General features: G+C 38.9%; 16 protein-coding genes. 5 read left to right on the forward strand and 11 right to left on the reverse strand.

Annotated elements, in window-relative coordinates; all coding sequences use genetic code 11:
- Positions 1 to 21: 21 nt before the first annotated feature.
- From nrfH to LO761_RS07880, 3 genes are all read right to left on the reverse strand, one after another.
- On the reverse strand, positions 22 to 594 hold the full coding sequence (nrfH, locus tag LO761_RS07870) for a cytochrome c nitrite reductase small subunit (RefSeq protein WP_407951553.1): 573 nt from the start codon (positions 592 to 594) through the stop codon (positions 22 to 24).
- A 150-nt stretch (positions 595 to 744) separates the two neighbouring features.
- A complete protein-coding gene (gene hcp / locus LO761_RS07875; protein ID WP_272817742.1) occupies positions 745 to 2,397 on the reverse strand; it encodes a hydroxylamine reductase in 1,653 nt (550 codons plus the stop codon).
- Positions 2,398 to 2,993: 596 nt separating this feature from the next.
- Positions 2,994 to 3,959 carry a Rossmann-fold NAD(P)-binding domain-containing protein gene (locus LO761_RS07880; protein ID WP_272817743.1) on the reverse strand — a complete coding sequence of 322 codons (966 nt, stop codon included), beginning with the start codon at positions 3,957 to 3,959 and terminating at the stop codon, positions 2,994 to 2,996.
- A 60-nt stretch (positions 3,960 to 4,019) separates the two neighbouring features.
- On the opposite strand from LO761_RS07880, the gene LO761_RS07885 reads away from it, so the two are divergent.
- Positions 4,020 to 4,805 (forward strand): Cof-type HAD-IIB family hydrolase, encoded by a 786-nt coding sequence (locus LO761_RS07885; RefSeq protein WP_272817744.1) that lies wholly within the window; start codon positions 4,020 to 4,022, stop codon positions 4,803 to 4,805.
- A gap of 7 nt (positions 4,806 to 4,812) precedes the next feature.
- On the opposite strand, the gene LO761_RS07890 is transcribed toward LO761_RS07885, so the two are convergent.
- From LO761_RS07890 to dinB, 8 genes are all read right to left on the reverse strand, one after another.
- A complete protein-coding gene (locus LO761_RS07890) occupies positions 4,813 to 6,510 on the reverse strand; it encodes an AMP-binding protein (protein ID WP_272817745.1) in 1,698 nt (565 codons plus the stop codon).
- 3 nt (positions 6,511 to 6,513) lie between these two features.
- Positions 6,514 to 7,065 carry a helix-turn-helix domain-containing protein gene (locus LO761_RS07895; RefSeq protein WP_272817746.1) on the reverse strand — a complete coding sequence of 184 codons (552 nt, stop codon included), beginning with the start codon at positions 7,063 to 7,065 and terminating at the stop codon, positions 6,514 to 6,516.
- Between the two features lie 401 nt (positions 7,066 to 7,466).
- Complete coding sequence (locus LO761_RS07900) at positions 7,467 to 7,682, reverse strand: immunity 17 family protein (protein ID WP_272817747.1); 216 nt, start codon at positions 7,680 to 7,682, stop codon at positions 7,467 to 7,469.
- Complete coding sequence (gene tsaE, locus LO761_RS07905) at positions 7,682 to 8,107, reverse strand: tRNA (adenosine(37)-N6)-threonylcarbamoyltransferase complex ATPase subunit type 1 TsaE (RefSeq protein ID WP_272817748.1); 426 nt, start codon at positions 8,105 to 8,107, stop codon at positions 7,682 to 7,684. Before tsaE ends, LO761_RS07900 begins: the two co-directional genes overlap by 1 nt.
- A gap of 10 nt (positions 8,108 to 8,117) precedes the next feature.
- Positions 8,118 to 8,942 carry a metal ABC transporter permease gene (locus LO761_RS07910; protein ID WP_272817749.1) on the reverse strand — a complete coding sequence of 275 codons (825 nt, stop codon included), beginning with the start codon at positions 8,940 to 8,942 and terminating at the stop codon, positions 8,118 to 8,120.
- A complete protein-coding gene (locus LO761_RS07915) occupies positions 8,939 to 9,373 on the reverse strand; it encodes a phospholipase (protein WP_272817750.1) in 435 nt (144 codons plus the stop codon). The genes LO761_RS07910 and LO761_RS07915 overlap by 4 nt, the downstream gene beginning before the upstream one ends.
- A gap of 19 nt (positions 9,374 to 9,392) precedes the next feature.
- Positions 9,393 to 10,631, reverse strand: coding sequence for a 3-phosphoshikimate 1-carboxyvinyltransferase (locus tag LO761_RS07920; protein WP_272817751.1), 1,239 nt, complete (start codon positions 10,629 to 10,631; stop codon positions 9,393 to 9,395).
- 59 nt (positions 10,632 to 10,690) lie between these two features.
- Positions 10,691 to 11,788: a DNA polymerase IV gene (gene dinB, locus LO761_RS07925; RefSeq protein ID WP_272817752.1), complete on the reverse strand. Its 1,098-nt coding sequence runs from the start codon at positions 11,786 to 11,788 to the stop codon at positions 10,691 to 10,693.
- 93 nt (positions 11,789 to 11,881) lie between these two features.
- Here dinB and LO761_RS07930 point away from each other — a divergent pair, with 93 nt between their 5' ends.
- The 4 genes from LO761_RS07930 (at position 11,882) to LO761_RS07945 (ending at position 17,014) form a co-directional block, all read left to right on the forward strand.
- Positions 11,882 to 12,637: a tRNA threonylcarbamoyladenosine dehydratase gene (locus LO761_RS07930; protein ID WP_272817753.1), complete on the forward strand. Its 756-nt coding sequence runs from the start codon at positions 11,882 to 11,884 to the stop codon at positions 12,635 to 12,637.
- Between the two features lie 13 nt (positions 12,638 to 12,650).
- Positions 12,651 to 13,937 (forward strand): histidine-type phosphatase, encoded by a 1,287-nt coding sequence (locus LO761_RS07935; RefSeq protein ID WP_272817754.1) that lies wholly within the window; start codon positions 12,651 to 12,653, stop codon positions 13,935 to 13,937.
- Positions 13,938 to 14,506: 569 nt separating this feature from the next.
- Positions 14,507 to 16,132, forward strand: a complete 1,626-nt coding sequence (pruA, locus tag LO761_RS07940; protein WP_272817755.1) for an L-glutamate gamma-semialdehyde dehydrogenase — start codon at positions 14,507 to 14,509, stop codon at positions 16,130 to 16,132.
- A 9-nt stretch (positions 16,133 to 16,141) separates the two neighbouring features.
- Positions 16,142 to 17,014, forward strand: coding sequence for a M90 metallopeptidase family protein (locus LO761_RS07945; protein WP_272817756.1), 873 nt, complete (start codon positions 16,142 to 16,144; stop codon positions 17,012 to 17,014).
- Positions 17,015 to 17,034 lie beyond the last annotated feature (20 nt).

The raw sequence follows: 17,034 nt of genomic DNA on the forward strand, positions 1-17,034 counted from the left end.
CTTTATTTTTTTTATCTATACTCATTTATTTCTCATTACATTCTGCAACCATTCCGGGACCGGCGATGATGGCAACGGCACCAAGCCTTCTGCATTCACAGCGCTCGACAATGAATTCATTCCACCATGAGGTACATTACGATGACAGTCCCAACACGCTTTTCCTTCACCTCGCTTAGCCATCATATAATCTATTCTTCCAGTCTTCACAAATTCCTGATTCAACTGCGTATGACAACGAATACAATTATCCATAATTACTTCTGCCGAGGGATCTTCTGCCATAATAGCCTGCCGCTCCGAATGAGTGACAAAATAAGCAACGTGTTTCATACCGTCCTTTCCTTTGAACAGATATTTCATGAATAAATTCTGATGAGGTACATGACAATCGTTACAAGTAGCATCGCGACCATGCGAACTGTGCGACCACGTAGCATAGTAAGGAGTCATGATGTGGCAATTGATGCATGCAGCCGGATCATCAGCTATATAAGTATGTACACGAAGCAAATACATAAACAAGCCAGCCAAACCTACAATAACACCACAAATAATAATCGCGAACACTTTCCATCCACGACTTGGAAGAATCTTATTTATAATTACGTGTAGTTTCACGATAATATTGATTTTTTACAAATTTATCTACTGTTTTTATATAAACAAATTTTTATCGTAAAAAATTTGACCAAGATGCAATAATTGCAACTTGGTCATATCCATTATAAATTATTTACTATTTTACTGAATATATTTTTGAATATCTTCTTCAACCGTTGAAATAGTCCCTAACCCAAAATTCTCAACCAAAATCTTCAATACACCTTCAGAAACAAAACCTGGAAGTGTTGGTCCAATATGGATATTCTTTATACCAAGACTCAGCAGAGCTAACAATACGATCACTGCCTTTTGCTCGTACCAAGCAATATTAAAGAAAATAGGAAGGTCATTTATATTGTTTGCTCCGAAAATCTCCTTCAACTTAAGTGCTACCACAGCCCAAGAATATGAATCATTACACTGTCCGGCATCTAATACACGTGGTATTCCATTAATATCACCCAGTTTCAATTTATTATATTTATACTTAGCACAACCACTGGTGAGAATCACAACATCGTTTGGAAGAGCCTTAGCAAAATCGGTATAATAGCTACGGCTATTCATACGACCATCACAACCTCCCATTACAACAAATTTACGAATAGCTCCACTCTTCACCGCTTCCACGATTTTATCAGCCAACGCAAATACTTGTGCATGAGCAAATCCTCCGACAATCTCACCTGTTTCAATTTCTTGTGGAGCCTGGCATTCCTTTGCCATAGCTATTACTTCTGAAAAATCCTTATGTCCGTTAGCATCAACCTCAAGATGTTTCCATCCGGGGAAACCTGTTGAATTAGTAGTAAAGACACGATTCCTATAGTTAGCGTTTGGCAATGGCGGAACAATACAGTTAGTTGTAAACACAATAGGTCCATTGAAAGTAGAGAATTCTTCTTTCTGCTTCCACCATGCATTACCATAATTCCCAATAAGATGCTTGTATTTTTTCAGTTGGGGATAATAGTGAGCAGGGAGCATTTCGCCATGAGTATACACATCAACACCTGTACCTTCTGTTTGTATAAGCAAATCCTCTATATCATGCAAGTCGTGACCACTGACAAGAATACCTGGATTTTTCCCGACACCAATATTCACCTTTGTGATTTCAGGATTACCATATACATTTGTATTAGCCTTATCCAAAAGAGCCATCACATCAACACCATATTTTCCTGTTTCCAAAACAATAGACAACAAACTCTGTATATCAGCCGATGGATTAGAAATAACAGCCAAAGCTTTACACATAAATTTGATAATCTCTTCATTACGATGATTAAGACGAGCTGCATGCTCATAATAAGCAGCTATACCTTTCAATCCAAGAACAGTCAGTTCTTTAAGTGAACGAAGATCGGCATCTGTATTTCTAAGTACAGTTTCCCGCTTACCCTCGGCATCATAATCCGACTTTTCACCACCCCACTTTACTTCCTGATAATCGGGTAATTTCACCTTATTATTATATGCTGAAATTAGTAATTCTTTCTTTAACACGATACCCTTATCTACTTTCGCCAAAATAGACTGATCATCAAAATTAGCATTAGTAATTGTTGAGAAGAGCGCGTCAACTATAAAATCGCCTGAAGCAGCATTAGTTTTTACGCCGGCCTCATCCAACACGTGACAGATAGTACCTACGCCGCGTACCACACTAAGGAGAAGATCCTGCCACCGAGCAGTCTCCGGAAGTTTACCACATACACCACGAACAGTGCAACCTATACCCTTCGCTGTTTCCTGACACTGGAAACAAAACATCTTGTTCTCTACCATAATCTTGGAGGTTTAAAATTATAGTTACAAAGGTAAAGGGAGAAAAACAAGCCAATGGTAACAAATGTGACCAAAAGCAGTTAAAGTAATTAAAAACAAAATATTACATTATCTAATCAAGATATTTTATATAACTAATTCAATATTAATATATAAATAACGTAAATTCGATGAAATAACAGAGAAGTCATACAGATTCCCATGAAGGTAGAATATGGTCTTGTAGTATGTTGACAAGGTGTTTTTCCCTTTTTGTTTGGTTCATTAAAATGGTCATAAAGACGCGGAGGAAAAGTCATGCGGATGAATCAACCAACTCATGCGGATGAATCGTCCAATTCATACGGATGACTTGTCAAACTCATACGCATCAGTTGAGCAACTCATACGCATCAGTTGAGCAACTCATACGCATCACTTTTTATCTTCATACGCATCAGGATAATAGCTTATATTGTTGATATTAACGGTGTATCCTTTTAAGAAGAAACAATGATACAGAGTTCGTATTATTTTAGATTCGTCGAACTCACCTTAAACATATAAAAAACAGACTATTCATATAAATATATCAGATTATATACCGGCTTTACATCTTATATAATTCCTTCAAGCAAACGTTTTAATACAACGGTAGCTGAAATCTCTCGATTCGCTGCTTCAGGAATTACTAACGACGTTGGCGCTTCAATTACATCATCCGTTACAATCATATTCCGGCGTACCGGCAGGCAATGCATAAAATAAGCATTATTAGTCCATGACATGTGTTCGGCATTAACAGTCCAGTTCATATCCTTACTCAGAATCTTTCCATAATCAGAAAGATTCGTCACGCCGGGACAAGCCCAATTCTTAGCATAAATAAAATCAGCACCTTCGAAAGCTTTCTTCTGATCATACTCCACGCAGGCATTACGAACAAATTTAGAGTCCAATTCATATCCATACGGATGAGTAATGACAAACTCTACATCAGCCTCGTTCATCCAGTCGGCAAAAGAATTGGGTACAGCCTGAGGCAGTGCACGTGGATGCGGAGCCCATGTCAAAACAACCTTCGGATGTTTTTTCTTTTTATATTCCTCTATGGTGATTAAATCGGCAAAAGCCTGCAATGGATGTCCTGTAGCTGACTCCATATAAAATACCGGACAACCGGAATGCTGAATAAATTGATTTAATATTTTCTCTGAATAGTCATCCTCCCGATTCTCGAAACGGGCAAACGAACGGACACCAATAATATCAGCATAACATCCCATTACCGGAATAGCTTCAAGCAGATGTTCACTTTTATCACCATCCATAATAATACCACGCTCAGTTTCCAACTTCCATGCCCCTTGGTTAACATCAAGGACTATAACATCCATTCCCAAGTTCCGCGCAGCTTTCTGGGTACTCAAACGAGTACGAAGACTATTATTGAAAAAGATAAGTAGGCATGTTTTATGACGACCCAAATTCTCGTATTTATAATGATTCTGTTTAATCTCAAAAGCTTCTTTAATCGCTTCATCCAGATTGCCAATGTCTTTTACATTTGTAAAGTATCTCATAATATGTTTATTTAGTTGTACAATTACAGCAAAGTTAAGCAAATTCCATATATTTGCAACATGAAAACGAAAGCTATATTCTTTGATATTGACGGAACATTAGTTTCTTTCAAAACTCATCGTATTCCCGATTCCACCATAGAAGCCCTAACTATACTGCGAAAGAAGGGGATCAAACTGTTCATTGCGACAGGCAGATCGTGGGGACTTATCAACAATTTAGGAAACGTAAAGTTTGATGGTTTTATAACCGTCAACGGATGCTCCTGCTTCACTTCCGACTTTACACCTATTTATAATAGCAGCATCCCTCATGAAGACATTAACAGATTGATTGACTCCGGTCTGACTGAAGAATTTTCTTTTACCTTTACCGATGGGGATGATGAATTTGTGACAAGAATCAACGAAAGAGTACAAGCCATATCTGATCTTATTGAACTTCCAAATGCTCGTGTTGCTCCTGTTACTGATGCTCGTGGAAAAGATTTCTATCAGTTGATGGGATACTTCACAAAAGAAGAAGAGCAGCGATTCAATATCTTCGAAAATATTTTGACACACTGCACGCCTATGCGCTGGCATCCGCTTTTCACAGATATCATAACAACAGGAAACAGCAAGCAGACGGGGGTGGATAAAGTACTCGATTACTTCCATATTGATTTGTCTGAGAGCATGAGCTTCGGTGATGGAGGGAACGACATTCCCATGCTGCAACATACTGCCATAGGAATAGCTATGGGGAATTCCAAAGATGAAGTAAAAACTGCAGCAGATTATGTCACCACCTCCATTGATGATGACGGAATAGTGAATGCGCTAAAACACTTCAAACTAATTTAAACAATCACTATAATCTTTTCTTATTATCCCTCTTTTGCTTATGTTCTAAGCGTTCCATATCACGCTCGCGAATCTCCACACGACGAATCTTTCCGCTGATTGTCTTGGGCAATTCATCGACAAATTCTATAACACGGGGATACTTGTATGGGGCTGTTATATTCTTAACATGATCCTGAAGTGCCTCTATCAGTTCAGGCCCCTCTTTTCCTTTATACTCCTTAGAAAGAACAATAGTTGCTTTTACCACCATACCACGGATTTCATCCGGAACACCTGTAATAGCACATTCTACAACGGCAGGATGGCTCATCAATGCACTCTCTACTTCAAATGGGCCAATGCGATAACCAGAACTTTTTATAACATCATCAGCACGGCCAACAAACCAATAATAGCCATCCTGATCACGCCAAGCAACATCACCTGTATAATAAATATTATCATGCCAAACTTCCCTCGTACGCTTCGAATCGCAATAATATTCCTTGAACAAACCTAATGGTTTCCCTCTATCTGTTCGAATAACAATCTCTCCTTTCTCTCCATCTTCAGCCCTACGGCCATCCGGCATCAATAAATCTATATCATACTGTGGATTTGGTTTTCCCATGCTACCCGGTTTCGGAGTCATCCATGGGAAATTTCCTAAAGTCAGAGTAGTCTCAGTCTGTCCAAAACCTTCCATCAACTTAATGCCTGTCAATTTAAGAAATGTATTATAAACCGGATAATTCAATGCTTCGCCCGCTGTTGTACAATATTCCAAAGACGAAAGGTCGTACTTACTCAAGTCCTCCCTTATAAGAAAGCGATAGATGGTAGGAGGGGCACACAACGAAGTAACGTGATATGTATGAATTTTCATCAATATATCATGCGGAGTAAATTTCTGATGGTCGTAAACAAAAATATTACAGCCAATTATCATCTGACCATACAACTTTCCCCACACAGCCTTACCCCAACCCGTATCCGCTATAGTAAGATGCAAACTGTCAGGCTTCAAATTATGCCAGAAATAAGCAGTAACAATATGTCCCAAGGGATAGGTAAAATCATGAGCAACCATCTTCGGTCCACCGCTTGTTCCAGATGTAAAATACATCAACATAATATCATCATTCGTATTATGACGCTCAGGACGCACAAAAGGAACGGCCTCCTTTATACCTTTTTGAAAATCATCAAACCCCTCCGGAACTAATGGCCCAATGCTAATTAAATGCTCCACTGTCGGAGATTCCGGCAAAGCATCCTTTACATGAGATATAATAGGATCATCACCTACTACCATAATAGCCTTTACACCGGCTGCATTATTTCGATAAACAACATCATTCTTTGTCAAAAGAAAAGTCGCCGGAATAGCCACAGCTCCTAACTTATGCAAAGCAACCATTGCGAACCAAAACTCATAGCGACGTTTCAGAATAATCATTACCTTATCACCAAATCCTATTCCAAGACTCTGAAGATAAGATGCAGTCATATCCGTATACCTTTTCAAATCGGAAAATGTAAACTGAATATGTTCTCCTTGATCATTCGTCCACAACAATGCTTTCCTATCGGGTTCTTCCTTCGCCCATTGATCAACTACGTCATATCCGAAGTTAAAGTTCTCAGGCACCTTTATCTTCAAATGCTCATTGAAATCCTCTTGCGAAGTAAAAGAGACTTGTTCCAAAAATCTTTCTACCATACCTTAAATAATAATTGCCAGGAATTTTAAAGTTTTTCTATCCAAAGCCAACATGCCATGAGGTAGATTCGAATCAAAATATACGCTGTCACCAGAATTCAGCGTTAATTTCTTACCATTGATATCAAGCAACATTCTACCCTCTATTACCATATTGAACTCCTGACCTTCATGCCTATTAAAATAGATATCCTGATTGTCTTTTGGCTCAACGGTTACTATAAACGGATCCATCTTCCTTCCCTGAAATCCGGCAGCCAATGACTGATACTTATATGCCTTAGTTCGCTCAACAGATATTCCTGCACCCTGACGGGTGATATAATAAGTGTTCATTCGAGGTTCCTCACCAAACATCAGAACATCAAGAGGAATATTATATTGCCGCGCAATGGCTTGCAAAACACTGACAGAAATATCACTATCCCCACTTTCCATTTTTAGGTATTGGTTGACTGGAAGATCACAAACTTTAGCAACTTCTTCCGGATCCAATTCTAAAACATCGCGTAAACCTTTCAAGCGTTCGGCAATCTGTTTAATCTGGTCATCCATATTCTTTTAGACATTTTATTTTACAAAGATAATGGAATTCAGTATTACATAATAACAATTAAAATTATTTTTCAAGAGAAATGAATGATTTATCTGATTATAGGATCCTTTCTTATGAATTCCGACTACTATTTCCAAATCTTCCCACGCAATATAGCTTTGAAAACGTGACTTTCTTCTAAAAACTTCTTAATCTTGTTTTTTCCTGTCAAGAATCCGAGCAACAACATTTAAATAAATGAGCATCTCTTCAGAAAATCATACGGGTAAGGAAGTACCAGCCCCAAATATTAATCAAGCAAAAGTTTTACCTAACAGCAAAATAATATGCTACATGATACCATAAAATAAGCTGCATTATAAGAAACAGATGGTGAAATAACTTGTCTACCTACTTATCTTTACTGTTGAACGATATAGAAAAAGATACCACTTGCGGCGATTAATATCACTCCCATCAGCGCGTATACAAAACGTGCTTTCTGTCTACCGAAACGGGAAACAATATAATGCGCGTTATTAGCATCAAAGAACCAGTCCCAGTTAAATAAGGCAGCTAAAATGGCGAGTAGTCCGACAGCTGCAAATATTCCTTGGAGCAAGTAATGCATTCTCATTAGGCTTGTATTTCCATCTTAACCAATCGGCTTCCGTCTTCTTGTTCAGATATATCTACACGAACGGCATCTCCCGGCAATAAATCTTCTATTAGTTCTGGCCATTCTATGAAACAAAGAGCACCACTGTAAAAATAATCCTCATACCCCATGTCATATACCTCTTCTACTTTTTTAATACGGTAGAAATCGAAGTGATAGATCAATTCAGCTGTTGCATCTGAACGGTACTCGTTGACAATAGCGAAAGTAGGAGAGTTAATGACATCAGTAACACCAAGTTCCTCGCAAATGGCTTTAATAAATGTTGTTTTACCGGCTCCCATCTTGCCGTAGAAAGCAAAAACTGTATTGTCACCCATGGATTTGATGAACTGCTTGGCAGCGTCATGGATAATATCCAATGATTTAATTTGAATTTCCATATAATAATGTTTATTTCGCTTTGTTGCAAATATAAATGCTTTTCACCATTTTACAAAGCACATAGATTAAAATGGAAAAAAAGATGATAGTCGCTCCCGAAGGAACTTTCAGATAGTAGGAAATGAACAGACCGCATATACAGTTGATAAGTCCGATGATGATGGAGAGTCCTATAATTGTCTTAAAGCGATGTGTGAATAAGTTGGATGTAATTTGAGGGATGGTCAGCATGGAGATGGCCAGTACAATTCCGACCATTCGAAGGCAGGCAACAATGGTCAGCGCAATAAATAACATCAGCAGATATTCGAAAGCAACAACCGGTAGATGCTGAGAAAGAGCAAATTGGCGATCGAAAGCGATAGTAATAATTGGGTGAAGGAATAATCCGAAGAATATAATAAGTATAATGGATAGAATGGCAAGCATGATGATATCACCTGTCGTGATTGTCAGAATGTTTCCAAAAAGATAAGTAGACAAGTCGGGAGTAAATCCCGGAGCCAGATAACTAAATATAATTCCTACCGCCATTCCGAATGCCCAGAAAATGGCAATGGCAGAATCTTCTCGCAAATCTTGTCGTTTGCTTAGCCACTCAACTCCAAAAGCAGAAAGGATAGAGAAAAGAGCTGCCCCAAGTATAGGAGAAATGCCTGAGTAGAGTCCAATTCCGATTCCTCCGAAAGAAGCATGAGTGATACCTCCACTGATAAATACCAATCGTCTCGTCACAATGTAGGTGCCGATGATTCCACATGCAATACTTGCTAAAAGACAACCAATTAACGCATGTTGAAAGAATGTATAATGCAATAGTTCCAGCAGATTCATTTCCTTACTTGATCGCTTAACAATATGTAAAGTTCATCTTTAATTTGATCGGGGACATTTATACCCCGTAGTTCCAAACTACGGTTCCATCCCGGAACATCACTATCTAAACAAGTCTCAAGAATATCCCGAAACTCTTGCGCTTCCTCTTCCGTGTAATCATCTGAAGGACGTCCCTTATAACGGTCTAATTCCTCATCTTCATAATATTCTATTTCAATCTTTGCTTTTTGAAGTACACAGTCCAGCTCACAACCTTCTGTTCCCTGAATATGATTGCATGCTTCGCATTCTTCACTTTTTATGACAATATCCGGTTCTTTATCTAATTCTCCGGATGCAATCTTTTTATTAATTTGTCTATTATGAATATGACCGGCAACCATGGCTATGATGCCTGCAGCTATCAAGAGTAATATCAGTGCAATCATCTTATTAATCCTCCTCAATTTATTCGTTTTCTTCGATATTAAATCCTGCTTGTTTCAAATCCTCCCAATAATGTGGATAAGATTTTGATATTACTTCAGGATTATTAATTTGGACATCTTTCATAATCAAACCGGCAGGAGCAAATGCCATAGCCATGCGATGATCTTCGTATGTGTTTATTGGAGTCTCAGATGGTTTTATATGGTCACCTTTCCAAGTAATGACTGATTCTAAATCCTGCACCGCAGATATACCTAATTTTTTTAGCTCGGTAACCAGTGCAGTCAGGCGGTCGGTTTCTTTTATCTTTAAACTTTGCAGTCCATTGAAATTGAACGGAATATCCATCATCGCGCAAGTCACTGCGAAAGTCTGAGCTAAATCGGGTTGATTGATAAAATTGTATTCAAAGCGCAGAGGTTTAGTTCCTCCTTTTTTGATAATTACTTCGTCATCAGAAAATTCTGTTTGTACTCCCAGTTGATTGAATATCCAAGCTACTTCGCTATCTCCCTGACTGCTATTTTTGAACAATCCTTTAAGTTTAATTTCACTGTCGGCTGAACGAGAGAGCGCAATCATTTCGTACCAGTAGGAAGCTGCGCTCCAGTCACTTTCTATCGTAAATGGAATATCTTTGTATGGTTGCGGTTTGACTGTGAGTAGCGTTTCACCTACCCAATCTGCTTTCCCCCCAAATTGGTTCATCAAATCAAGTGTCAAATTGATATAAGGTTTGGAGACGATATCACCAAGAAGTTTAATATTCAGTCCCTCTTTCAAATACGGACCAATCATCAGTAAGGCGGAGATATATTGTGAGCTTACATTCCCTGGTAATTCAATCGCACGATTCCATTCATTTCCGTTTCTTCCGGTAATGCGTAAAGGGGGAAAACCTTCCTCACCATTGTATTCAATATTTGCTCCTAATGCACGCAAGGTATCAACTAAAACTTTTATCGGACGATGCTTCATTCTTTCCGTTCCTGTAATGATATGTGTTCCAGGAACAAGAGATAAATAGGCTGTGAGGAATCGCATAGCTGTCCCACTCGCATGAACGTCAATTATTTCGGGCATATCTCTTAGTGCACGAATCATTACTTTCGTATCATCACAATCAGACAGATTGGATAGTACGTTCGACCCCTTGCTTAGAGCGTGAATAATCAACGCTCTGTTGCTGATGCTCTTTGATGCCGGGAGTTTTATGGATGTACTGATAAGAGCCGGACCAGTAAGTTTATAAACCATATAACTTTTAATTGGAGCGTAAAGGTACTATATTTTTATGAATTGGACAAAAGAAAAGATTAATACTCCTTATCTTCAAATTTAAATGAGAGTTGAAGATCCTTCTTTGGCATCTCTTCATCCCATTCTTCTTTAGGATTTGATATGGTTAAACCTATCAGACGAATGGGATGATTGGCGTAGTCCACCTGCTTTATAAGTTTTTTTGAGAGGGGAAGAATCTGTGCTTTAGTTTGTAACTCTTCTTGCTGAGTAATACTTCGGGTAATTTGTTCAAAGTCGTGGAATTTTATTTTTAACGTGAGCGTATAACCTTTGAACTCATGACTTTTCAAGCGCTCTTCCAGCTCTATCACTATATGATATAACTCTATGATAACTGCTGAAGTGTGTGTAATATCTTTTTCCAGTGTCCGTTCTACGCCGATGGATTTGCGGATGTGTATGGTTTCTACTTGTCGGTCATCTATTCCATGAGCAAAATCATAATAAGTTAATCCCGCTTTACCAAACTCTACAGCTAATAAAGACTTGGAGCATTTTTGCAAATCCTTTCCAATATGGATACCCATCAGGTGCATCTTCTCAGCAGTCTTCGGACCTATTCCCCAGAACCGTTCAATACGTAACTTACTGATAAAATCCAACGCTTGCGAAGGATGGATAGTACATAGTCCGTCCGGCTTTCGGAAATCGGAAGCAATCTTCGCTAAGAACTTATTATATGACACGCCGGCGGAAGCATGCAAATGAAGTTCGTTCCAGATGGCAGCTTTGATTTCTTTGGCAATATTAACAGCCAATGGTATCTGTTTTTTATTTTGTGTTACATCCAGAAAGGCTTCATCAATAGATATAGGCTCTATAACATCAGTATAACGCTTGAATATCTCATGTACTTGCATAGACACCTCTTTATATACTTCCATTCGGGGAGGTACAAAAATAATTTGTGGACACATTTTCCTCGCTCTGAGTGAAGGTATGGCCGAATGAACGCCAAACTTTCTTGCTTCGTAGCTGGCTGTAGTAACTATACCGCGTTCTTCTTCTAAACCTACGGCTATCGGCTTACCTTTAAGCTCAGGGTTGTCACGCTGTTCTACAGAAGCATAAAAAGCGTCCATGTCTATATGTATAATCTTTCGATATTCCATCTTTTTAACAAAAATATAAAAAAGGTTCTTTCTTTCCAATTTTAGAAGAATTTCTCTAATTTTGTGTATTAATTTTTTCGAGAAAGATTTCCAATGAGTGAAAAAGATATATTACGCCGTACGGAATTGCTATTGGGCGAGAAGATGATGGAGAAGGTTGCCGGTACCAGAGTGATTATTTTTGGTGTCGGAGGTGTGGGAAGCTGGTGTGCCGACAGTTTGATACGTTCCGGTGTAGCCCATTTGACTATTGTAGATTCCGATAGTGTTTGTGTCACTAATATTAACAGGCAGATGATGGCTACAACAAAAACGGTGGGACAGGTGAAAGTGAACGCGCTCCGCGATCGTTTACTCGATATTAATCCTGCTGCCGATGTGTTGGCTATCCAGAAAATCTATACAGAAGAAACAATGGATGAGTTTAATTTGGATGGTTATGATTATGTTATTGATGCCATTGACAGCTTGAAAGATAAAGCCTTGCTTATTATGAATGCCACGAAGAGTAAGGCGAAGCTATTTGCTTCGATGGGCGCGGCATTGAAAATGGATCCTACTCGTATTCATGTGACGGAGTTTTGGAAAGTACAGGGCGACCCGTTGGCCGCTGCTTTGCGCAGAAAGTTCAAGCATAATAAAATGTTCCCGAGAAAGAAGTTCCAGTGTGTATATAGCGATGAATTGATGAAGAATCATGGAGTTGACAAAAGTCGCGAAACTGATACTTGTCTGCTTCCGAAAGCGCAGATTAACGGATCTGTAGTTCATATCACGGCTGTCTTTGGTTTTATGCTGGCAGGATTAGTTATGAATGATATCTGGAACAAGTATAAGAAAAATATTTAATATTATATATATCATGAAGAAAACCTTATTTTTTGTACTGAGCTTAATGATGACTTTTACCATACAAGCTCAGAAAGCGTTTGAGGATATAAAGGCCGATCGCCCTTTGTCTGCCAACAATTATCATGCTTATCCTACTCCGACAACTAAGTTGACTGATGCTCCTGCCGGTTACGAACCATTCTATATCAGTTCATATAATCGACATGGCTCTCGTTATCTTATTGATCCGAACGATTATCTGTTTCCAAAAAAGACGCTTTCTTTGGCCGACTCTCTTGGTATGTTAACAGAGAAAGGAAAGGAAGTGAAAGATGTTGTATTGAAAATGAGCATGATGGCTGAGAACCGTTTGGGAGAACTTACTCCTTTGGGTGCTCGTCAACATCGTGGTATAGCTGAACGTATGTACCATAACTTCCCGCAAGTTTTCGAAGGAAATGCTTCGGTCGATGCCCGTTCAACCATTATTATTCGTTGTATTCTATCTATGTCGAATGAAATTCTTGCACTCCGTTCCTTGAATCCAAATTTAAAGGTGTCTATGGATGGAAGTGAAGCTGATATGTTCTATCTGAATCATAGTGGAAAAGCATTTGCCCCGATATACAAAGATAAAGAAATCAATAAAATACGTGAAGAATTTACAAATAAACATACTCATCCGGAACGCTTGATGAAGGAACTCTTCAAAGATGACAACTATGTGAAAAACAATGTTAACTCAAAGCGTTTGTTCCAACTCTTGTTCGATATTGCATGCAACATGCAGAGTCATGATACGGATATGGAACTTTACTCTTTATTCACCGATCAGGAATGCTATGATTTGTGGCGTTGTCATAATGTCAGCTGGTTTCTTAGCAACGGGAATTCAGCTTTAACCGATGGTTGGATGCCTTATCGTGAGGCTGAACTGCTTCGTGATGTACTTGATAAGGCCGATAAGTTCATGGCAACCGATAAACATGGGGCCGACCTCCGTTTTGGACATGAGTCTTGTCTGCTTCCGTTTGTCTGTCTTCTGGAGTTGGATGACTATGGCAAAGAATATAATGATATGGACGCACTCGATCAGTATTGGCGTTCGTACGAGATTTTCCCAATGGCATGCAATGTTCAGTTCATTTTTTATCGTAAGACGGGCAGTGATGATGTTTTGGTTAAGTGTTTATTGAACGAACATGAGGTTCGTTTACCGGTTAGTACCAATCAAGCTCCGTATTATCATTGGACCGATGTAGAAAAGTACTATCGCGCAAAGTTGGTCAAATACGATCATAGCCCGTACTGTAAGTAAACAACTTAATTTATATTTGTCATTTGACTATCTGATACGTATAAAGATGGGAAATGATGTTGATAAAACGATCGTTTCACATTAGTGAGACGATTGTTTCACATTAGTGAGACGATTGTTTCACATTAGTGAGACGACTGTTTCACATTAGTGAGACGACTGTTTCACATCAGTGAGACGATCGGTTCATCAGTATGACATGACAGCATGTTCACCATAACATTAAAAACTGATCAAAATAAAGAATATAAATTACTTTTTGCTTTAAGTTTATGGAAGAAGACTACAATGTAAATTATTAAAGAAGTTATTTCTGCCTGACAATAATATTTCTTCTGTGTAAAAAATGTCATTAAAATTTGTACAATATGAAAATTATTTTTTATATTCGAATTTTGAAAATTGTAGGACATATATGTTAACCTATTTGTTGTATAAATTAGTAATCAGCTGACACGATAGAATCGTTTAACATTAATTATGCATGTTTTGCTACATGAGCGTCTAATATGTTATAAATTTGGACACTTGAAAAATAAAGATGAAAATTTATCTAAAATTGAAATAATATGAGAAATTCAGTAATTACTTTTCCGGTTCCTGAAAACGAACCGGTAAAAACCTATCTTAAAGGTTCTCCTGAAAGAGTGGCACTCGAGGCAGAACTTGAACATCAAAGTAACATAGTAGTTGATATTCCAATTATTATCGGCGGCAAAGAAATTCGTACAGGTATAACGGGTAAGGTAACTTGTCCTCACGATCATAAGCATGTGCTTGCTTCCTATCATAAAGTAACCGAGAAAGAAGTAAAGATGGCCATTGATGCCGCGATGGAAGCTCGTAAGATATGGGCAAATACAGACTGGACTGTTCGTGCTGCTATTATGTTGAAGATGGCTGAATTGTTGGCAACTAAATACCGTCCAATTATCAACGCTGCTAATATGTTGGGGCAGAGTAAAAATATATATCAGGCAGAGATTGATTCTGCTTGTGAGACGGTTGATTTCTTCCGTTACAATGTTCATTATGCTTCTAAATTATATGGCATGCAGCCGAAGAATGGTGTCGGTGTTCTTAATCACACAGAGTTCCGCCCTCTTGAAGGCTTTGTTCTTGCGGTAACTCCGTTTAATTTCACGTCTATTGCTTCTAACCTTTGCATGACTCCGATTTTGATGGGTAATGTCGCAGTCTGGAAGCCATCAACAACAGCTTTGTTGAGTAACTATTATTTGATGAAACTGTATAAGGAAGCCGGTCTTCCCGATGGCGTTGTCAACTTCTTGCCGGGCAGCGGCGCGTTAATTGGTAAGATTTGTACAGAATCTCATTATTTTGCGGGTTTCCATTTCACAGGTTCTACAGCTACATTCAAAACATTATGGCAGGCAGCTTGCGCTAATCTTGATAATTACATCTCCTATCCGCGCATAGTAGGTGAGACAGGGGGTAAAGATTTTATTTTCGTTCATCCTACGGCTGATACAAAAGCCGTCGCGACAGCAGCTTTCTGTGGCGCATACGAGTATCAGGGACAGAAGTGTTCTGCCGCGTCGCGTATGTATATTCCGAAGAGTATGTGGCCGGCAGTATTGGAAGATATGAAAGCCATGGCAAAGGAAGTTAAAATGGGTGATGTTAAAGATCCTGTTAACTATATCAACGCAGTTATTGATGAGGCTTCATTCGATAAGTGTGCCGAGTACATTAATTACGCAAAGAATTCAAAGGATGCAAAAGTTGTTATGGGCGGTAACTGCGATAAATCTGTCGGTTACTTTGTTGAACCTACAGTGATTGAGACATCTGATCCACATTTCAAATCGATGGAAGAAGAAATCTTTGGCCCAATTCTGACCGTTTATCCATACGATGATGATAAGGTAGAAGAGACGGTTAAGCTTTGTGATGAGACTTCTCCTTATGGCTTGACAGGCTCTGTCTTCGCGCAGGATCGTTTGGCTGCAGAGCGTATCTCTGAACAGTTGCAGAACGCAGCCGGAAATTTCTATATTAACGATAAACCGACAGGCGCCGTTGTTGGTTTGCAGCCATTTGGCGGTGCTCGTGCTTCCGGCACAGACGATAAGGCCGGTGGTGAGTTTAACTTGATTCGTTGGGTGACTCCGCGTGTTGTAAAAGAGACTCTGGTTTCACCGACAGATTATCGCTATTCATATTTAAAGTAATTGCATAACATGAGACGCATTTTCCTGTTATTATCAATCACACTTGTGCTTGTTTCGTGTAAACAGGTAAAACAGCCTGCAACAGAGAATCAAGAAGCGGTCGCGGAAGAAGAACGAGTAGATAGCATTGTAGTCCCTGATTTCACTATCACTATACCCCCGGATTCATTGAAGCTGGATAAATTCTATACTCGTTATGTAGATGTGAACGGAATCCCTTTAGTCTCGTCATGGCGGGTTCCTGATTCTTGTTACAAAGCAGCTTTCAAGACGTTGTATTCCATGACCAGCATGTTGAGTCCGAAAGTGTTGGAAGCCATGCATAAAGGGCATGCTCGTGTAGGTATTATGGCTCGTTATGAAGGAACGACAGACATACCTGAGCATCATTATTTGATTAATGACACTACGTTGAACTGGAATTTGCGTGCTCGTGGTTTGGGTGGAGACTTAAATGAACCCTTGACTACCTGCGCGGAAGAGAATATTCTGGCTTATCAAATTGATAAATATCATGCAGAAGATATCCTTATTCATGAGTTCTCGCATGCTATACATTTGATTGGGGTCATTCAGGTTGATAAAGACATTAATGATACGCTGACAAAGCTATTGAATAATGCTAAGTCAAAAGGTTTATGGGCTAACACATACGCTGAAACAGACATTGCTGAATATTGGGCTGAAGGAGTACAGGACTGGTTTAACGTAAACGCAGAAGTTGCTCGTCCGGATGGGAAACATAATTGGGTGAACACTCGTGAGGAGTTGCAGGAATATGATCCGGACTTATATAATCTCTTAGCTAAATATTTTCCAAAGACCAATCAGCAAATCAGTAAGCATAAGAAGGTTAACGAGTTTCATAATCCTTCCAAATAAAAGAAGAACTAATAATTAAT

Origin of the sequence: Phocaeicola oris (assembly GCF_021295095.1) — a bacterium.
Lineage (GTDB): Bacteria > Bacteroidota > Bacteroidia > Bacteroidales > Bacteroidaceae > Phocaeicola > Phocaeicola oris.

Coding starts and splice junctions, on each gene's coding strand:
- hcp (WP_272817742.1), bottom strand. CDS start 2,397: ATGGTAGAGAACAAGATGTTTTGTTTCCAGTGTCAGGAAACAGCGAAG.
- LO761_RS07880 (WP_272817743.1), bottom strand. CDS start 3,959: ATGAGATACTTTACAAATGTAAAAGACATTGGCAATCTGGATGAAGCG.
- LO761_RS07885 (WP_272817744.1), top strand. CDS start 4,020: ATGAAAACGAAAGCTATATTCTTTGATATTGACGGAACATTAGTTTCT.
- LO761_RS07890 (WP_272817745.1), bottom strand. CDS start 6,510: ATGGTAGAAAGATTTTTGGAACAAGTCTCTTTTACTTCGCAAGAGGAT.
- LO761_RS07895 (WP_272817746.1), bottom strand. CDS start 7,065: ATGGATGACCAGATTAAACAGATTGCCGAACGCTTGAAAGGTTTACGC.
- LO761_RS07900 (WP_272817747.1), bottom strand. CDS start 7,682: ATGAGAATGCATTACTTGCTCCAAGGAATATTTGCAGCTGTCGGACTA.
- tsaE (WP_272817748.1), bottom strand. CDS start 8,107: ATGGAAATTCAAATTAAATCATTGGATATTATCCATGACGCTGCCAAG.
- LO761_RS07910 (WP_272817749.1), bottom strand. CDS start 8,942: ATGAATCTGCTGGAACTATTGCATTATACATTCTTTCAACATGCGTTA.
- LO761_RS07915 (WP_272817750.1), bottom strand. CDS start 9,373: ATGATTGCACTGATATTACTCTTGATAGCTGCAGGCATCATAGCCATG.
- LO761_RS07920 (WP_272817751.1), bottom strand. CDS start 10,631: ATGGTTTATAAACTTACTGGTCCGGCTCTTATCAGTACATCCATAAAA.
- dinB (WP_272817752.1), bottom strand. CDS start 11,788: ATGGAATATCGAAAGATTATACATATAGACATGGACGCTTTTTATGCT.
- LO761_RS07930 (WP_272817753.1), top strand. CDS start 11,882: ATGAGTGAAAAAGATATATTACGCCGTACGGAATTGCTATTGGGCGAG.
- LO761_RS07935 (WP_272817754.1), top strand. CDS start 12,651: ATGAAGAAAACCTTATTTTTTGTACTGAGCTTAATGATGACTTTTACC.
- pruA (WP_272817755.1), top strand. CDS start 14,507: ATGAGAAATTCAGTAATTACTTTTCCGGTTCCTGAAAACGAACCGGTA.
- LO761_RS07945 (WP_272817756.1), top strand. CDS start 16,142: ATGAGACGCATTTTCCTGTTATTATCAATCACACTTGTGCTTGTTTCG.